General features: G+C 66.5%; 19 protein-coding genes. 7 read left to right on the top strand and 12 right to left on the bottom strand.

What is annotated here, in order from left to right; genetic code table 11:
* The first annotated feature begins 4 nt into the window (after positions 1–4).
* Together E3T47_RS08200 and E3T47_RS08195 are read left to right on the top strand one after the other, a co-directional pair.
* On the top strand, positions 5–787 hold the full coding sequence (locus E3T47_RS08200) for a 2-oxo acid dehydrogenase subunit E2 (protein ID WP_166805662.1): 783 nt from the start codon (positions 5–7) through the stop codon (positions 785–787).
* A gap of 62 nt (positions 788–849) precedes the next feature.
* Complete coding sequence (locus E3T47_RS08195; RefSeq protein ID WP_134555582.1) at positions 850–1,515, top strand: helix-turn-helix transcriptional regulator; 666 nt, start codon at positions 850–852, stop codon at positions 1,513–1,515.
* On the opposite strand, the gene E3T47_RS08190 is transcribed toward E3T47_RS08195, so the two are convergent.
* From E3T47_RS08190 to E3T47_RS08180, 3 genes are read right to left on the bottom strand one after another with little or no spacing between them, the layout of a single operon-like run.
* Positions 1,512–1,739 (bottom strand): putative acetyltransferase, encoded by a 228-nt coding sequence (locus E3T47_RS08190; protein ID WP_134555581.1) that lies wholly within the window; start codon positions 1,737–1,739, stop codon positions 1,512–1,514. The two genes, E3T47_RS08195 and E3T47_RS08190, sit on opposite strands and share 4 nt — an antisense overlap.
* Positions 1,736–2,434, bottom strand: coding sequence for a potassium channel family protein (locus E3T47_RS08185; protein WP_198416611.1), 699 nt, complete (start codon positions 2,432–2,434; stop codon positions 1,736–1,738). Before E3T47_RS08185 ends, E3T47_RS08190 begins: the two co-directional genes overlap by 4 nt.
* Entirely contained in the window at positions 2,427–3,737 is a 1,311-nt protein-coding gene (locus E3T47_RS08180) for a TrkH family potassium uptake protein (RefSeq protein ID WP_134555676.1), read from the bottom strand. Before E3T47_RS08180 ends, E3T47_RS08185 begins: the two co-directional genes overlap by 8 nt.
* A gap of 264 nt (positions 3,738–4,001) precedes the next feature.
* On the opposite strand from E3T47_RS08180, the gene E3T47_RS08175 reads away from it, so the two are divergent.
* Positions 4,002–4,529: a hypothetical protein gene (locus E3T47_RS08175; RefSeq protein WP_134555580.1), complete on the top strand. Its 528-nt coding sequence runs from the start codon at positions 4,002–4,004 to the stop codon at positions 4,527–4,529.
* Here the strand turns inward: E3T47_RS08175 and E3T47_RS08170 are convergent.
* From E3T47_RS08170 to E3T47_RS08160, 3 genes are all read right to left on the bottom strand, one after another.
* Positions 4,526–5,911, bottom strand: a complete 1,386-nt coding sequence (locus E3T47_RS08170) for an NAD(P)/FAD-dependent oxidoreductase (RefSeq protein ID WP_134555579.1) — start codon at positions 5,909–5,911, stop codon at positions 4,526–4,528. The two genes, E3T47_RS08175 and E3T47_RS08170, sit on opposite strands and share 4 nt — an antisense overlap.
* Positions 5,908–6,612 (bottom strand): phosphatase PAP2 family protein, encoded by a 705-nt coding sequence (locus tag E3T47_RS08165; protein WP_134555578.1) that lies wholly within the window; start codon positions 6,610–6,612, stop codon positions 5,908–5,910. The genes E3T47_RS08170 and E3T47_RS08165 overlap by 4 nt, the downstream gene beginning before the upstream one ends.
* 96 nt (positions 6,613–6,708) lie before the next feature.
* On the bottom strand, positions 6,709–7,986 hold the full coding sequence (locus E3T47_RS08160) for a multidrug effflux MFS transporter (RefSeq protein WP_241982078.1): 1,278 nt from the start codon (positions 7,984–7,986) through the stop codon (positions 6,709–6,711).
* A gap of 377 nt (positions 7,987–8,363) precedes the next feature.
* Here E3T47_RS08160 and E3T47_RS08155 point away from each other — a divergent pair, with 377 nt between their 5' ends.
* Together E3T47_RS08155 and E3T47_RS08150 are read left to right on the top strand one after the other, a co-directional pair.
* Entirely contained in the window at positions 8,364–9,245 is an 882-nt protein-coding gene (locus E3T47_RS08155) for a DsbA family protein (protein WP_166805661.1), read from the top strand.
* Positions 9,246–9,259: 14 nt separating this feature from the next.
* Positions 9,260–9,634, top strand: coding sequence for a CHY zinc finger protein (locus tag E3T47_RS08150; protein WP_338419385.1), 375 nt, complete (start codon positions 9,260–9,262; stop codon positions 9,632–9,634).
* 50 nt (positions 9,635–9,684) lie between these two features.
* Here the strand turns inward: E3T47_RS08150 and crcB are convergent, their stop codons facing one another.
* The 3 genes from crcB to E3T47_RS08135 all read right to left on the bottom strand — a co-directional run bounded on the left by crcB (position 9,685) and on the right by E3T47_RS08135 (position 11,189).
* Positions 9,685–10,065 (bottom strand): fluoride efflux transporter CrcB, encoded by a 381-nt coding sequence (crcB, locus tag E3T47_RS08145; RefSeq protein WP_134555574.1) that lies wholly within the window; start codon positions 10,063–10,065, stop codon positions 9,685–9,687.
* Positions 10,062–10,514, bottom strand: coding sequence for a CrcB family protein (locus E3T47_RS08140; protein WP_134555573.1), 453 nt, complete (start codon positions 10,512–10,514; stop codon positions 10,062–10,064). The genes crcB and E3T47_RS08140 overlap by 4 nt, the downstream gene beginning before the upstream one ends.
* A 306-nt stretch (positions 10,515–10,820) precedes the next feature.
* Entirely contained in the window at positions 10,821–11,189 is a 369-nt protein-coding gene (locus tag E3T47_RS08135; RefSeq protein ID WP_134555572.1) for an ArsR/SmtB family transcription factor, read from the bottom strand.
* A gap of 147 nt (positions 11,190–11,336) precedes the next feature.
* Here E3T47_RS08135 and arsB point away from each other — a divergent pair, with 147 nt between their 5' ends.
* Both arsB and E3T47_RS08125 read left to right on the top strand, forming a co-directional pair.
* Positions 11,337–12,401, top strand: a complete 1,065-nt coding sequence (arsB, locus tag E3T47_RS08130) for an ACR3 family arsenite efflux transporter (RefSeq protein WP_134555675.1) — start codon at positions 11,337–11,339, stop codon at positions 12,399–12,401.
* A gap of 25 nt (positions 12,402–12,426) precedes the next feature.
* On the top strand, positions 12,427–12,831 hold the full coding sequence (locus E3T47_RS08125; RefSeq protein ID WP_104131561.1) for an arsenate reductase ArsC: 405 nt from the start codon (positions 12,427–12,429) through the stop codon (positions 12,829–12,831).
* 103 nt (positions 12,832–12,934) lie between these two features.
* On the opposite strand, the gene E3T47_RS08120 is transcribed toward E3T47_RS08125, so the two are convergent.
* Genes E3T47_RS08120 through E3T47_RS08110 form a run of 3 tightly spaced genes read right to left on the bottom strand, consistent with a single transcriptional unit; the run spans position 12,935 to position 15,175 of the window.
* Positions 12,935–13,210: a metal-sensitive transcriptional regulator gene (locus tag E3T47_RS08120; protein ID WP_134555571.1), complete on the bottom strand. Its 276-nt coding sequence runs from the start codon at positions 13,208–13,210 to the stop codon at positions 12,935–12,937.
* 1 nt (position 13,211) lies between these two features.
* Positions 13,212–13,514 (bottom strand): rhodanese-like domain-containing protein, encoded by a 303-nt coding sequence (locus E3T47_RS08115; RefSeq protein WP_134555570.1) that lies wholly within the window; start codon positions 13,512–13,514, stop codon positions 13,212–13,214.
* Positions 13,511–15,175, bottom strand: a complete 1,665-nt coding sequence (locus E3T47_RS08110; protein WP_134555569.1) for an FAD-dependent oxidoreductase — start codon at positions 15,173–15,175, stop codon at positions 13,511–13,513. The genes E3T47_RS08115 and E3T47_RS08110 overlap by 4 nt, the downstream gene beginning before the upstream one ends.
* Between the last annotated feature and the right edge of the window lie 40 nt (positions 15,176–15,215).

The raw sequence follows: 15,215 nt of genomic DNA, 5'->3' as shown, positions 1-15,215 counted from the left end.
CGACGTGGACGCGGCGATCGCCGTGAAAGGGAAGGCCGGTCCGGCCACCCCCGCACCCGTCATTGCAGCGCCAGCGGCACCCACGACCTCGACCGGGCCGACCGATTCCGTCGACGTACCGGTCAGCCGCATCCGCGCCGTCACGGCCCGGCGACTCACCGAGAGCCAGGCCGTGCCGCACTTCTTCCTGACCAGCGTCGTCAACGTAGAACGCCTCGTCGCCTTCCGCGCCGACGTGAACGAGTCGCTCGCGGTGCTTGGCACCAAGGTCAGCCTCAATGACCTGTTCGTGCGGGCCAGCGCGGTCGCGCTGCGCGCACACCCCGAAGTCAACGCCTCCTGGGGCGACGGCGTCATCCTGCGCCACAACCACGTCAACGTGGGCGTGGCCGTAGCGACCGACGACGGACTGCTCGTACCCGTGGTCGCCGACGCCGATCAGAAGTCGCTCGGCGCCATCGCCGTCGAGACCCGCGCCCTGGCCGGCCTCGCGCGCAGTGGCGGCCTGTCCCTCGGTCAGATGTCCGGGGGAACCTTCACCATCAGCAACCTCGGCATGTTCGGTATCGATTCGTTCACCGCCGTGTTGAATCCGCCGGAGGCCGGCATCCTGGCGATCGGCGCGGCGAGCGATGTTCCCGCCGTGCGCGATGGCGTGCTCGTGACCGTGCCCACGGTCAAGATCACCCTGACCGTCGACCACCGGGTGCTCGACGGGGCCGTCGCGGCCGCGTTCCTGCGCGACCTCACCACCCTGCTCGAGGAGCCGCTGCACATCGTTCTCTGACCCGCACGCCGGGCCCGAATTAAAAGCACCCTGCTGCTCGCAAATCGGGCTACTGTTGAAACGTGGAATCCAAAGAACGCAGTCCCGCCTGGCATGCCGCGCTCGCGTCCCCGATCCGACGCAGCGTGCTCAAGTTTCTCATCGATTCCGGCGAGCCGTTGGACGCGGCCGCCGTCGCCGCCCGAATGAACCTGCACGTCACGACCGCCCGGTTCCACCTCGACCAGCTGCTGGCCGCCCGGCTCATTCAGCGTGAACCCGACCGGTCCGGCCAGCGCGGCCGGCCGCGCATCCGTTTCACGCCCGTCCCGGCTCCCCGTGGCGACGCGCAGGACCAGCTCAGCCACGCCCTCGCGAGCGCACTCGCGGAGGACGACGACGGCGGCCGGGCCCGCGCCATCCGCGCCGGAGAAAAATGGTCGGAGGCCTTCGCCGGCGGTCTCGCCGCGTCGACCGGAGCGGGCGCCATGCCCCTCGTCGAGTTGCTCGACCAGCTGGAATTCGCCCCCGAACTCGATTCGGCCGGCCGCTCCATCGCACTCACTGCCTGCCCGTTTCGCGAGGCGGCCCGCGACAACCCCGGCGTGGTCTGCGCTGTGCACCTCGGACTCATCCAGCGGGTCGCGCGCACTCTCGGCCACGACGACAGCGCCGTCGCACTGCGCCCCTTCGTCGGCCCATACCTCTGCGTCGTCGAACTCGGAACCGACTGGGCCCCGCACGCCTAGAGCAATCGTGACCGAGGCTCTGGCGCGGGCGGCACGTCCTTCGCGGCCACCACGTCCTCCATCGCGAGCGTGACCAGGCCCCGTTTGGTCTCCACCGAAACGGATGCCGCGCTCCGCTCCCGCAGAAAGCCCAGCGCGTCGGTGTATCCACCTGGGATGCGCGTACGCACGACGACGCGGGTGCCGAGCGAGGCCTGCGCCAGAAATGCGAAGGGGTCGCTCATCGCATCAGGCTGTATTCTTCGACGCGCGCCGACTCTCCCGCGATCAGGATGATGTCGCCGTCCTCGATCACGGTGTCGAGCGAGGTGTAACTCCAGCCAGCGCCGGGGCGGTGGTAGGCGGTCACGGTGATGCCAAAGCGGGCGCGCACCTTGGCCTGTCCGAGCGGTACGCCGATCAGGGAGCGTGGCGGGGCCGTCTTGACCAGCGCAAAATTCTCACCGATCTCGATGTAGTCCTGCATGGCGCCGCGCACGAGGTGGGCGACCCGCTTGCCCATGTCTTTCTCCGGGTAGATGACGTGCTGCACGCCGAGCTGGGTGAGAATTTCACCGTGCGGGTCGCTGACCGCCTTGGCCCAGATATTGGGAATGCCGAGCTTGAGCAACAGAGAGGCGGTGAGGATGTTCGCTTGGATATCGCCGCCGATCGCCACGACCACGCTGGAAAAGTCGGGCACTGACAGCTCGCGCAGGGTCGCTTCCTTCGTGGAGTCGGCACGCACCACGTGGGTGAGCAGGCGATTGTGTGCCTGCACGATTTCTTCGTCACCGTCGATGCCGAGCACCTCGGTGCCGCTCTTCATGAGTTCGAGGGCGAGGGCACTGCCAAACCGGCCAAGGCCGATGACCACGACCGATTCCGCTTCGGCCAGGCGGGAAGCGTCGCGATGCCCGAACAGCGAATATTTAGCCAATGATCGGCCTTTCCTTGGGGAGTTCGTAGGTGGTGTGCCGTTCGCGCAGGGCCATTGCAGAGCCGATGGTGATCGGGCCGAGTCGGCCGATGAACATCAGCAGAATCAGAATGACCTGCCCGCCCCACGGCAATCCGGCGGTGATACCGGTCGACAGTCCCACCGTGGCGAAGGCGCTGATCGCTTCGAACAGCAGGGCGTCCATCGAGATGTCGGTCAGGAGCATGAGAGCCGCGGTCGCGGAGATGATCACCCCGACCGCGAGCAGGACGATCGTGATCGCCTCCCGGTGCACCGCTCGGGAGAGCCTCTTACCGAAGACGTTCACGGCAACCTCGCCGCGCAGCTCGGTCCAGAGAATGAAGAACAGCACGGCGAAAGTCGTGATCTTGATACCGCCGGCGGTGCCAGCGGGGCCGCCACCGATCAGCATAAGCACGTCCATGCCGAGCAGGCTTGCCGAGTCCATCTGACCGATGTCGATGCTGTTGAAACCGGCGGTTCGGGTCTGCACCGCCTGAAAGAACCCGGCAAGCAGCTTGCCCGCCCAGTCGAAGGGGCCGAGCGTGTTCGGATTGGACCATTCAACGACCGTAATATACGCCGTTCCGAGCGTTAGCAGCACGATCGTGCCGGCCAGAACGATGCGAGTGTTCATGGTCCAGGTTCGAATCGACCAGCTGAACGGCCGCGTGCGCAGCTGCCGGCGCAGCTGCACGATCACGGGGAACCCCAACCCGCCCAGAATGATCGCGGCGCTAATCGGCACGCAGATCCAGGCATCCGTTGCAAACCCCATGAGGTTGTCGCTGAACAGGGCGAAGCCCGCATTGTTGAAGCTCGACACGGAGTGGAATACTCCGAGCCAGATGGCTCGGCCGACCGGTTCGCCGTAGCCGAGCATGAAGCGCAGCGCTAGCAGGACCGCGACCGTGATCTCGATGGCGAGCGAGATGCGCACGACGCCGAGCACGAGTCCTTTCACGTCTTCGAGCCCGACGCTCTTGGTCTCGGCGGCGGCCGTGATGCGGGAGCGCAGCGAGAGCTTGCGGGCAATGGCGAGGCCCACCACGGAGGCGAAGGACATGATGCCGAAGCCGCCGATCTGAATGAGCAGCAGAATCACGACCTGGCCAAACGGCGTCCAATAGACCGCCGTATCGACGACGGTCAGACCGGTGACGCAGACGGCGCTGGTCGCGGTGAACAGCGCCTCCAAGAACGACGCCGCGCCGGGCCCCACGCGGGAGTTCGGCAGCATGAGCAGCGCGGTGCCGACCAGAATGGTCAAGGCGAAGCCCATAACGACGACCTGCGCCGGATGTAGGCGGTACCGCTTCGCTGTGTTGCCGCGTATGCGGACAGCCGGTGAATGCACAGAAATAACTCTACGCCGGGCACACCAGCACCGATTCACCACTCACGATTCTTCGTCTCCGATCGCTAGTCGATCTAGACCGCTTCGTCTCCCCCCCAGGTGGAGGTACAGAGAAAGCGCGCAGCATGCGCAATACTCATTTTGAGGGGAAATGAATATATGTTGCCTAAGGGGTTCGAGCCCAGCAAAATGACGCTTTTGCGACCACGGCGCAGGTTGGTCGCGCGCACGGTCATTGCCACCCTGGCGTTGCTGGTGCCCCTGTCGCTCGTGATGTACTGGCTCACCATTCCCAGCGATACCTGGATATTCGTCACCGTCGTTCAGTTTGGTCTGGTCATTCTCGGCGCAGCCGGAGTGTTTGGAGCACGCACGATGTGCGTGACCGTGACCACTGAGCGCGTAGAAAGCCGAAACCTGCTGGGTCGAGTCACCACACTCGCCACCGCCGACATCACCAGCGTCGTGCTCGTCAACCTGTACCAGAGCGGAACCCTCGATACCCTCCCGCACCTGTACCTACTCGACTCCGCCGGTGAGGTGCTGCTGCGCCTGCGCGGCCAGGTCTGGCCACGATCGGGCCTGGAAGAGATGGTCGACACGCTCGGGGTCGCGGTCGTGCGCCCACCCGATCCGCTCACCGAGGCTGACCTCGGCCGCCTCCAACCGCAGCTGGTGCACCGGTGCGCGCGGCACGCGACTCGCCAGGGCGTCTAGTGTCCCCGGCCCGACACGACATCGGCGACCCGCGCGAGTAATGACGTCGTGCGGCGGCCGCCGAGTTCGGCCCGATCGGCCAGGGAATAGGCCCGATACAGCGCGGTCACGGCGAGCCAGCGCAACGGTTCCGGCTCCCAAGCGCGCACCCGATGGTTCACCCAAGGCAATTCCACGAGGGTGCTGTCCCGGCCGAGAATCAGGTCGGTCAGGGTGCGCCCGGCCAGGTTCGTAGTCGCGACCCCGGTGCCCACGTAGCCACCGGCCCAGGCCAGTCCGGTCTGCGGGTCGAGACCGACGGTCGCGGCCCAGTCCCGCGGCACACCGAGCACGCCGGACCACGCATGATCGATGCGAGCGCTCTTCGTCGCCGGAAAGAAGCGCACCAGAATTTCGCGTAACGCGTCGACGGTGGCCTGCGGGGTCTGGCCATCGGCATCCGTTTTCGAACCGAATCGGTATGGCACCCCGCGCCCGCCGATCGCGATGCGGTCGTCGCTCGTGCGCTGCGCGTACATGTAGGCGTGCGCCATATCGCCCAGGGTTTCCCGGCCAGACCAGCCGATGCTCTCCCAAACGGATGCCGTGAGCGGCTCCGTCGCGATCAGCGACGAATTCATGGGCAGCCACGTTCGGTGCAGCCCTTTGAGCGCGGCGGTGAATCCCTCCGTCGCGCGCACGACGAACGAGGCCGTGACGGTGCCCCGAGCGGTCAGCGCCCGGTGCGGCGTGATCTCGCTCACCGGTGTGTTCTCGTAGATCTCCACGCCGAGCGCTTCGACCGTGCGCGCGAGCCCGGCCACGAGCTCGGCCGGGTTGATGCGGGCGCAGTGCGGATGCCACATGGCGCCGGTGGTACCCGCCACATTGATGCGGTTCTGCGCGGCGGTTGTCGACAGCAGTTCGACGTCGGTGTGCGCCCATGCCTGTTCGGCGCGCGCAGCGTGCTCCAGCCGGTGCTGCTGCGCCGGGTCATAGGCCACCGTGAACTCGCCGCCCTTGACTATGCCGGCGTCGATGCCCTCTTCGGCTGCCACCCGAATGACCTCATCGACCGTGTGATTCATGGCGGCCTGAAAGCGTTCGGCGGCGGGCCGACCGTGGCTACTCACGTACTGCTCGCGACCGCCGGTGACCGAGTTCGTCAGCCAGCCGCCGTTCCGGCCCGAGGCACCGAATCCGCTGAAGCGGGCCTCGAGCACGATGATGCGCAGCTGCGGCGCCGCCTTCTTGAGGTAGTAGGCCGTCCACAGGCCGGTATAGCCGGCGCCGACGATGACAACATCGGCGCCGGTCGATCCGGGCAGTGCCGGGCGGGCTGCTGGCTGTCCGAGTTGGTGCCACCAGAAAGACACCTCACCGTTGCGCCGGGCCTTCGTCATGAACGGGCTTCTTTCTGTCTCTGGCGTTCAAACCTTCGACGGGCGGCCAGTTCACGTTCACCGGCGAGTTTGGCGGCGACCGGAGCCCACAACACGATGGCAACGCCGGCGCCGAGGAGCAACCCGCCGAAGGTGTCGGTGAGCCAGTGCGCACCCAGATAGGTGCGGCTGAGCAGCATCACGATCGTGTACGCGGCGCCGACGAGCGCCACCCAGAGTCGCGGAAAGATAATAGCGAGGCACACGGCCATGGTCGCCGCATTGGCGACATGGCCTGAGGGAAATGACCCGAAATCCGAGGCGACCAGCATGTCCTCCGGTCGGGCCCGGCCGAAAACCTGTTTGAGCACCTGTACCCCGCCGGCACTCAGCACGGTCGCCGCGACGTAGTACCCGGCCGCCCACGGCCGCTTGATCAGCACGATCGCGAGCGTCACGGCCAACGGAACGACGAGAACGCCGAACAGGCCGCCGCCGAGGGCGTTCATGAACAACGACGGAATCTCCCAGACCGGCGAGCGGTGCTCTACGATCTCGTCCATCCACTCGGTGTCGAGCTCGGCGGCGAGGCCGTTGGCCCGCACGACCACGACGAGTCCGAGCAGCGTGGCGAGCGCCAAAGCCGAGAGCCCGCTGATGAGGGGCCAGCGGCGCGACACGCGGCGAGCAGCGGGGCCTGCGGCGCGTTCCGGCTTAGTCATCCCGCCATCGTAGAGGAGCGGCCCGCAATCGGGCCCCCCGGCGTGCCGCCGCGGGCATCCGTTCTCGCATTGTGGACGACACCCGAGCGCGTCGGCTTAGTGCTCGAGCGCCGGCACGCGGCTCGGGCGCACGATGAGCCAGAGCGAGAGAATCGAGATCGCCGCGGTGACGCCCATAACGGATGCCATCGGTATCGACGTTCCGACCCCGAGCACTCCCACAATCGGCGAGATCAGACCAGCCACACCGAAGTTCGCAGCGCCGAGCAGCGACGCCGCCGTTCCGGCCTCATGACCGTGGGCATTGAGCGCGATGACCTGCACGCTCGGCAGGGTGAAACCGCAGGCCGCAATGAAGAACCAGAGCGGTACCAGGGTGCCCCACAGCCCCATGCCGGCGAAATCGAGCAGTACGATCGCACCGGAAGTGATGACCAGCACGACCGTGGACACCGAGAGAATCCACTGCGGTCCAATGTTGAAACGATGCATCAGGCGCGAGCTCAGCTGCACCCCGGTGACCACACCGAGGGAGTTGATGGCGAACAGCAGGCCGTACTCCTGCGGGCTGAACGCGTAAACGTCTTGAAACAAGAACGGCGAGGCGGACAGGTAGGAGAATAGCCCGGTGAAGGTCATCGCCCCGATGATGGCGACGCCCACAAAGGTGCGGTCACTGAGTACCGCTTTGTAGCGCTGGCCCAACGTGTTGTGGCCCGACGTGTGGCGTTCGCTTTCGGGCAGGGTCTCCACGATCCAGAAAGCCACGGCCAGAATCACGATGACGCCGTAGGCGGCGAGCACCCAGAAGATGCCGCGCCAGTTCATGACCAGCAGCAGTTGCGACCCGATCACCGGCGCCAGCACCGGCGCGAGGCCGCTGACCAGCGCGAGGCGGGAGAGCATCTTCACGAGCGGCTTACCGCCGAACAGGTCGCGCACCATGGCCATGGCCACGACCGCGCCGGCCGCGGCCCCGAACCCCTGCAGCACCCTGAACACAGCGAGCATGACGATCTCATTCGACAGCGCGGCGCCGACACACGCGAGGATGTGCAGCCCGGTAGCGAGCATCAGCGGCAGCCGGCGACCGATCTTGTCGCTCCACGGCCCCACGACGAGCTGCCCGAATCCGAAACCGATCATGGTTCCGGTCAGCGTGAGCTGGATGACCGACGGCAGCACGCCGAATTCGTTTTCCAGGGTCGGGAACGCCGGCAAGTACAGGTCGATCGTGAACGGGCCGAGGGCCGTAAGTGCCCCGAGGATGAGAATGTACGCGATGCGCTGGCGGCGAGTCAGTTTGTCCCCGGGGTGCGCGGCCGTCGAGTTAAGTTGTGCGGCGCTAACCACGGGGATACTGGCAGTGATCACGAAAACGGATGTCCTTGGCTGGTCGAGAAAGGCTGGATGGCGGCGGGTTGTGGTGACGGCGAAGCTGTGGCAGCGCGCCCGGCCACTCTGAAAGCAAGCAAGGGTAGACCCTGAGTATTCCCCATTCCGAGAAGTCGGTGGAGCTGCGGGCCCGTGGCGAATCCAGACTTGGTGCGGCGGCATCCGCTCTCTGACTGGTGAAACGGGTGCTGTCGCGCGTTTTTTTCAATACGCCACCACCCGGACAGGTCACGCCCCGGAGCCCTGCTCCCAGCCTGCTCCCAGCCCGTCTGAACCGGATCGTTAGGCAGGGCCGCTAACGTCATAAGCAACGGCTGTCTCGGCAGCGCAGCGACGACTGAATGGTGAACTCCCGCATGAGCACTTCCGGCCAGGCCCGCCCGCCCAAGAAGGACCGCCGCGAGGAGGCTCGCGAAACCGCCAGGCTCATGCGTGCGGAGCAGGCGAAACGGGACACCCGACGTCGCCTCTTTCTGCGCGGCGGTATCGGTATCGGGCTGCTTGCCGTGGTCGCCATCGTGGCGCTCGTGATCGTGAACACGGTCAACGCGCCGGCGGCGGCGGGCCCGGCCAACATGGCCAGCGACGGCATTCTGCTCGGCAGCGAAGGCACCGCGGTTTCCGCGGCCACGTCGGCCGCTCTGACCGCCGACGCCGATCCCATTGCGACCGACCAGACCGCCCTGACCGACACGGCCAACATTGTGCTGTACCTCGACTACCTTTGCCCGATTTGTGGCAACTTCGAGACCACCAACGGCAAGCAGATCACCGACTGGGTGACCGCCGGCAATGCCACGGTCGAGATCCACCCGATCTCGATTCTCGACCGCCTCTCTTCGGGCACCAAGTACGCCACGCGAGCCGCGAACGCTGCCGCCTGCGTGGCCGACTACGACCCCAACAATTTTCTTGCTTTCAATACGGCGATGTTCGCCGATCAGCCCACCGAGAATTCAAGCGGCCGGACGAATGCCGAACTTGCCAGCCTCGCCCAGGAAGCCGGGGTGACGTCCAGCGATGTCGCCAGCTGCATCACCGACCAGACCTATGCCGGCTGGGTGGACGCTTCGACGCAGCGCGCGCTCGCGGGGCCGATCCCCAACTCCGACATTGAAAATGTCAAGGGAACGCCCACAGTGCTGGTGAACGGCGTGAGCTACAACGGCTCGTTTACCGACGCCGCGGCCTTCGAAGCATTCGTTACCGCACAGATGACCGCTGCGCCCGGCGAGTAGCCGCGCGCGTTGAGATGAGCCATTCTGACGAAACGGCCCCGAGGGGAATGGGCGCGCCGACCGTATACGGGGCGGTTCTTGATGCGTCGACCCGGTGCATCCACTTTCACTCGGAGCGCGATATTGTGGCGATCAAGTTCGCCTGCTGCCGGCGGTATTACCCGTGTTTTCAGTGCCACGACGAGGCCGTGCGGCACGAACGCACCCCGCACGCAACGCGGCGGTGGCCGCAAGCCGAGTGGTCAGAGCTCGCAATTTTGTGCGGTGCGTGCCATCGCCAGCTCAGCATCTCCGAGTATCGCCGAGTTGATCGCTGCTCGCACTGCAACGCCGAGTTCAATTCCGGCTGCCGGCTGCACGCCCACCTCTACTTCGACGAGCCCCAATGAGCACTGACCACCTCTTCACGTTCCGGGCTCGGAACATGGGCGCAGCAGTGCTAGCCCGGTGCGAGCCCGACCCAGAGGCCGAGCGCGGCAGCGGCCACGGATACCCCGAGCATGCCGATTCCATTGAATAGCCCTGCCAGGTAGCGGCGCGCCTGGATCAGCCGCACCGTTTCGAAGCTGGCAGTGCTGAACGTCGTGTAGCCGCTCAGCAGGCCGACACCGAGCACGAGGCTCCATTCCGCAGCGATCAGGTGGTTCATTGCCAGGCCGGTAACGAGTCCGAGCAGCAGCGAGCCGCTCACGTTGATGATCGTCGTTCCGAACGGGAACGCATCGCCGAGCCTGGAGCGCACGAGGCCGTCAAGAAAGAGACGGGCGGTCGCGCCCACGCCGCCAGCGGTGGCGATTGCCAGGAACAGGAGGGGGGTCATCCGGTGTCCTCACCAGCGACTGCGCGACCCTCGTGCGTGCGCCGCTGCAGCGCCGCACCGATCAGGATGCCGAGCCAGGTGGCGACGCCACCGAACAGAACCGAACCGAGACCATAGGTCATGGCCACTCCGGTCGCACCGCCCTGCAGCAGCAGAACGCTGTCGGTTGCGAGGGCGCTGTAGGTCGTGAATCCGCCGAGCAGTCCGGTGCCGAGCAGCAGACGCACGGTGCGGCGGCGGCCAGCGTCGGGTCCCCGACGCACGAGGGCCTCGAGGAGCAGCCCGAGCAGCAGGGCACCGAGCAGGTTGATGCCGAGTGTGGTCAGCGGTAGGCGAACACCGGCGGTGAGATCGACCGGAGGTAGCACGAGGGCGAGTGCCTCGCGGAGGGCCGTGCCCACGGTTCCGCCGAGAAAGACAAGGCCGAGCGAACCCCAACTTAGGTTCACGGCGCGCGGCGTGATCGTGTCGATGGTTCACCTGCCTGATCGTTGCGGTTTCTGCCACAATCGGCAAGAACCATTGGCCGCAGTCAACTCGAGCGGATGCTGCGACGCGATCCGGCGCCGTGGCCAGAATACATGCCTCTTTCGGCGGACTTGCACGGCAGCTCGACACAGGAGGCGCCCGCCAGCATCAACAGGCTGCCGTCGGCAGGGCTGCTTTGTAGCCAGTATGGCCGCGCTTCGATCGAAAGGAGGGGGCCACCCGGGTCGCGGTTCGGGAACGAAGGCGGCGTGCCAGATAGCCGCGGGTCAGACCGCCGCGAGCACCCCGGCGACAGAACCCAGCGAGCCGGGCACGAGGCTGTAGTAGGACCAGGTGCCACGTTTGGCGCGGGTCAGGAACCCCGCGTCAACGAGCACCTTGAGGTGGTGCGAGATGGTCGGCTGGCTCAGTGTGAGCTGGTCGGTCAGGTCACAGACGCAGGCTTCCTGGTCGGCGTGAGCGGAGACGATCGAGATGATGCGCAGCCGGGCGGGGTCGGAGAGGGCCTTGAGCGAGCGGGCGAGGGCGTCTGCGCTTTCCGGGGCGATGGCCGTGCGGGCCAGCGGGGAGGAGCAGGCATCCGCTGGTGAAACGCCAGAGATGTCGGTCAAGGGCAGGATCTGGGTAAACGTCACGTGAACACACTCTCCTTAGATTGACATTGGTCGATGTATTGTTCTAGCGTAGGCATCGACACCGATCAATGTTACCGCGAGTCGCTGTCGTCAACACTTTGGAGATTCGTGAGCATTACGGCGCCTGCCCCCACCCGACTCGGCGCGATGGACCGGCTGCTGCCGGTCTGGATCCTCGCCGCCATGAGCCTCGGGCTGCTCCTCGCCGTGTTCGTGCCGGCCGTCGGCGACCTGTTGCACGCGTTCACGATCGGGTCGATCAGCGTGCCGATCGCCATCGGGCTGCTCGTCATGATGTACCCGGTTCTCGCCAAGGTGCGCTACACGGATGCCCGCGTTGTCGCCTCCGACAAGCGCCTTCTGGCCTCCTCCCTGCTGCTCAACTGGCTGATCGGCCCGGCGCTCATGTTCGCCCTGGCCTGGATCTTTCTACCCGACCTGCCGGAGTACCGCACCGGCCTGATCATCGTGGGCCTCGCCCGCTGCATCGCCATGGTGCTGATCTGGAACGACCTCGCCTGCGGCGACCGCGAAGCCGCCGCCTTTCTCGTGGCCGTCAACTCGGTGTTCCAGGTCGTGGCGTTCGGTGCCCTCGGCTGGTTCTACCTTCAGTTACTGCCGGCCTGGCTCGGCCTGCCGACGACGAGCGCCGAGTTCTCGATCTGGGCGATCACCGCGAGCGTGTTGGTGTTCCTCGGCATACCGTTGCTGGCCGGTTACCTGTCGCGCCGCATCGGCGAGGCGCGCCGCGGTCGCGACTGGTACGAGGCGAAGTTCCTGCCCCGGGTCGGCCCGTTCGCCCTCTGGGGCCTGCTGTTCACGATCGTCATGCTGTTCGCCCTGCAGGGCCAGCAGGTCATCGACCACCCCGGCGATGTCGCGCGGATCGCGCTGCCGATGCTGGTCTACTTCGCGGTAATGTTCCTGGTCGGGTTCTTCACCGGGCGGCTCTTGCGCATGACGTACGAGCGCACCACAACGCTCGCCTTCACCGCCGCCGGCAATAACTTCGAGCTTGCCATCGCCGTCGCGATCGGCACCTTCGGCGCCCTCAGCGGCCAGGCCCTGGCCGGCATCGTCGGCCCGCTGATAGAGGTTCCGGCCCTCGTCGCCCTCGTCTACGTAGCGCTCTGGCTCAAGCCCCGCCTGTTTGCCAGGCGGATGCCGCCGGCCGACGTGCCGACGCCGGCCGCGGCATCCGCTCTCGTCTAGTCCACCCCCAAGAAAGAAGAGTTCCATGAAACCCTCCGTATTGTTCGTCTGCGTGCACAACGCCGGACGCTCGCAGATGGCCGCCGGTTTTCTGACCGCCCTGTCGCAGGGTCGCGTCGAGGTGCTCTCGGCCGGTTCCGAACCGAAGGACCAGATCAACCCGGTCGCGATCGCGGCGATGGCCGAAGAGGGCATCGATATCGCCGGCAACGTGCCGAAGATCCTCACCACCGAGGCGGTCAAGCAGTCCGACGTCGTGATCACCATGGGCTGCGGCGACGCGTGCCCGATCTTTCCCGGCAAGCGCTACGAAGACTGGAAGCTCGACGACCCGGCCGGCCAGGGCATCGAGAGCGTGCGCCCGATTCGCGATGAGATCAAGGCGCGCATCGAGGCGCTGCTCGCCGAGATCCTGCCGGTCGAGGCCTAGGCATGCTCCCCGGCCTGAGATGCGGGTTGGACTCGGCGTGACCGCCGCCGCCTGAGTCGCCTTTCGGCCCGGGCCCAGCGCGCGCAGGCCCCGGTTGAAAACGCTACGCGAGCGTCAGAAACAACTTCTCGAGCTCGGGCACCGTGAGCGAGTTCTCGCTGTCGGGGTTCGCGATGCAGTCACGCATCGCGGTCGACACGATGACGAAGCCGGCTTTGTCGAGCGCGCTCGACACCGCGGCGAGCTGGGTCACGACATCGCGGCAGTTGCCGCCAGCCTCGACCGCGGCGATGACGGCGGTCAGCTGCCCCTGCGCCCGCCGCAACCGGTTCAGGATCTTCTTCTGCTCGGCCGCCCGGGTGTCTTCGGAGATCGTCATCTCAAGCCCCCTGCTCAGTCGGAAGCCCGGCTTGTTGCCAGGCCCCGGTGCCACCGGCAACGTTCACGGCGTCATGGCCGTGGGCCGCGAGGTACTCGGCCACCTGCGCGCTGCGACCGCCGACGGCGCAGATGACATGCACCGGCACATCCGCTGGAATCTCACCGATTCGTGCGACGACCTCCCCCATCGGAATGTGCACGACGCCGGGCACGTGGGCGGCTTCGTATTCCCACAGCTCGCGCACGTCGATGACGACGGGGTCGGGGAGCGCAAACAGCTCGGCTACGGTGATCTCTTTCATACGAGGACCCTTTCAGCAATGGGGGAAGCCATAAGGCTAGACGTTCCGGCGAGCCAGGTGCGGTAACCGCCGTCGAGGTTCTGCGCATCGAAACCGCTCTCGGTCAGAATGCGCGCGGCGGTGTGCCCGCGCTGTCCGACCTGGCAGTGCACGATCAGCGGCACTCGCGGCAGTTCGAAGAGACGAGCGCGCAACTCATCGAGTGACACGTTGAGCGCGCCCGGGATGCTGCCCGCCGCGAATTCTTCGGCCGAACGCACGTCGACGAGCACGGCGCCCGCCGCCCGCGCCGCTTCCAGTTCGTGCCACTGCAGGTTCACGCTCGTGCCCTGCGCGAGGTTGTCGGCGACGTAGCCGAGCTGGTTGATCGGGTCTTTCGCCGAGGCATACTGCGGCGCATAGGCGAGCTCGAGACGCGTCAAAGCGGATGCGCCGAGCCCCGCCGCCATCGCCACGGCCAGCACGTCGATGCGCTTGTCGACGCCCGCACCGCCCACGATCTGCGCGCCCAGGATGGCGTCGGACTCGGCGTCGATGAGCAACTTGATCGACATGCCCTCCGCGCCGGGAAAGTAGCCCGCGTGGTTGGAGGGGTGGGTGTGCGCTATGCGGTGGGCGCGTCCGGCGGCGACGAGGCGTTTCTCGCTCCACCCGACGAGGGCCACAGTGAGGCCGAAGATCCCGAGTATTCCGGTGCCGAGAGCCGGAGCGGCGTGCTCGGTGTTGCCGGCGATGCTGTCGGCGACCGAGCGGCCGTGGCGGTTCGCGAGTCCAGCCATGGTGACGAGCGTGCCGGAGCCGTCGACGGCATCCATTTTCTCGACACCGTCACCGACTGCGAAGATAAGCGGATCACTCGTGGCCTGGGTGCCGTCGACCCAGACGCCGCCGCTCTCGCCGATGCGCAGGCCAGCCTGCTCGGCGAGGGTCACGTCGGGCCGCACGCCGCTCGCGTCGATCACGAGGTCGGCGGGCACGGTCGTGCCGTCGCTGAGGATGACGGTACCGGCCCCTGCAGTACCGGTCACGGTCGTGTTCAGGCGCACGTCGACGCCGCGTTCGCGCACCCGGTCGAGAACGGGCGCGGCCATCTCGGGGTCGAGCGGGGTGAAGATCTGGGGCCCGCGCTGCACGAGGGTCACGTGCACGCCGCGGTGCACGAGGTTTTCGACGGCCTCGAGGCCGATGAAGCCGCCGCCCATGACGACAGCGGATGCCGCGCCCGCTTCAGCGAGAACCGCGGTGATGCGGTCGACGTCATCGACCGTGCGCAGCGTATACGTGGGAATGGTGCTGCCGGTGGCACCGGACCGGGCCGACGCTCCGGCGGCGAGCACGAGGCGGTCGTAGTGCTCGATGCTCTCGTCGCCGGTGAGTACATTGCGCACCGAGACGGTCTGGGCAGTGCGGTCGATCCGCACGACCTCGGTGTCGACGCGCACGTCGAGGGCGAAGCGGGCTCCGAGCGATTGGGGGGTCTGCAACAGCAGATCACCACGATTACGGATGATTCCCCCCACGAAATAGGGAAGGCCACAGTTTGCGAACGAGACGTAGTGGCCGCGCTCGAACACGATGATCTGGGCCGTCTCGTCGAGCCGCCGCAACCTCGTTGCCGCCGACATTCCGCCCGCAACTCCTCCTACGATGATGATTTTCACTTTTGCCTCCGAGAAAAGGATACCCTAAGGGGTATGTGCA

The organism is Cryobacterium ruanii (genome assembly GCF_004404055.1).
Classification (GTDB): Bacteria; Actinomycetota; Actinomycetes; order Actinomycetales; family Microbacteriaceae; genus Cryobacterium; species Cryobacterium ruanii.
Note: the sequence above shows the minus strand (reverse complement) of the source record. Positions and strands in the feature narration are given on the sequence as shown.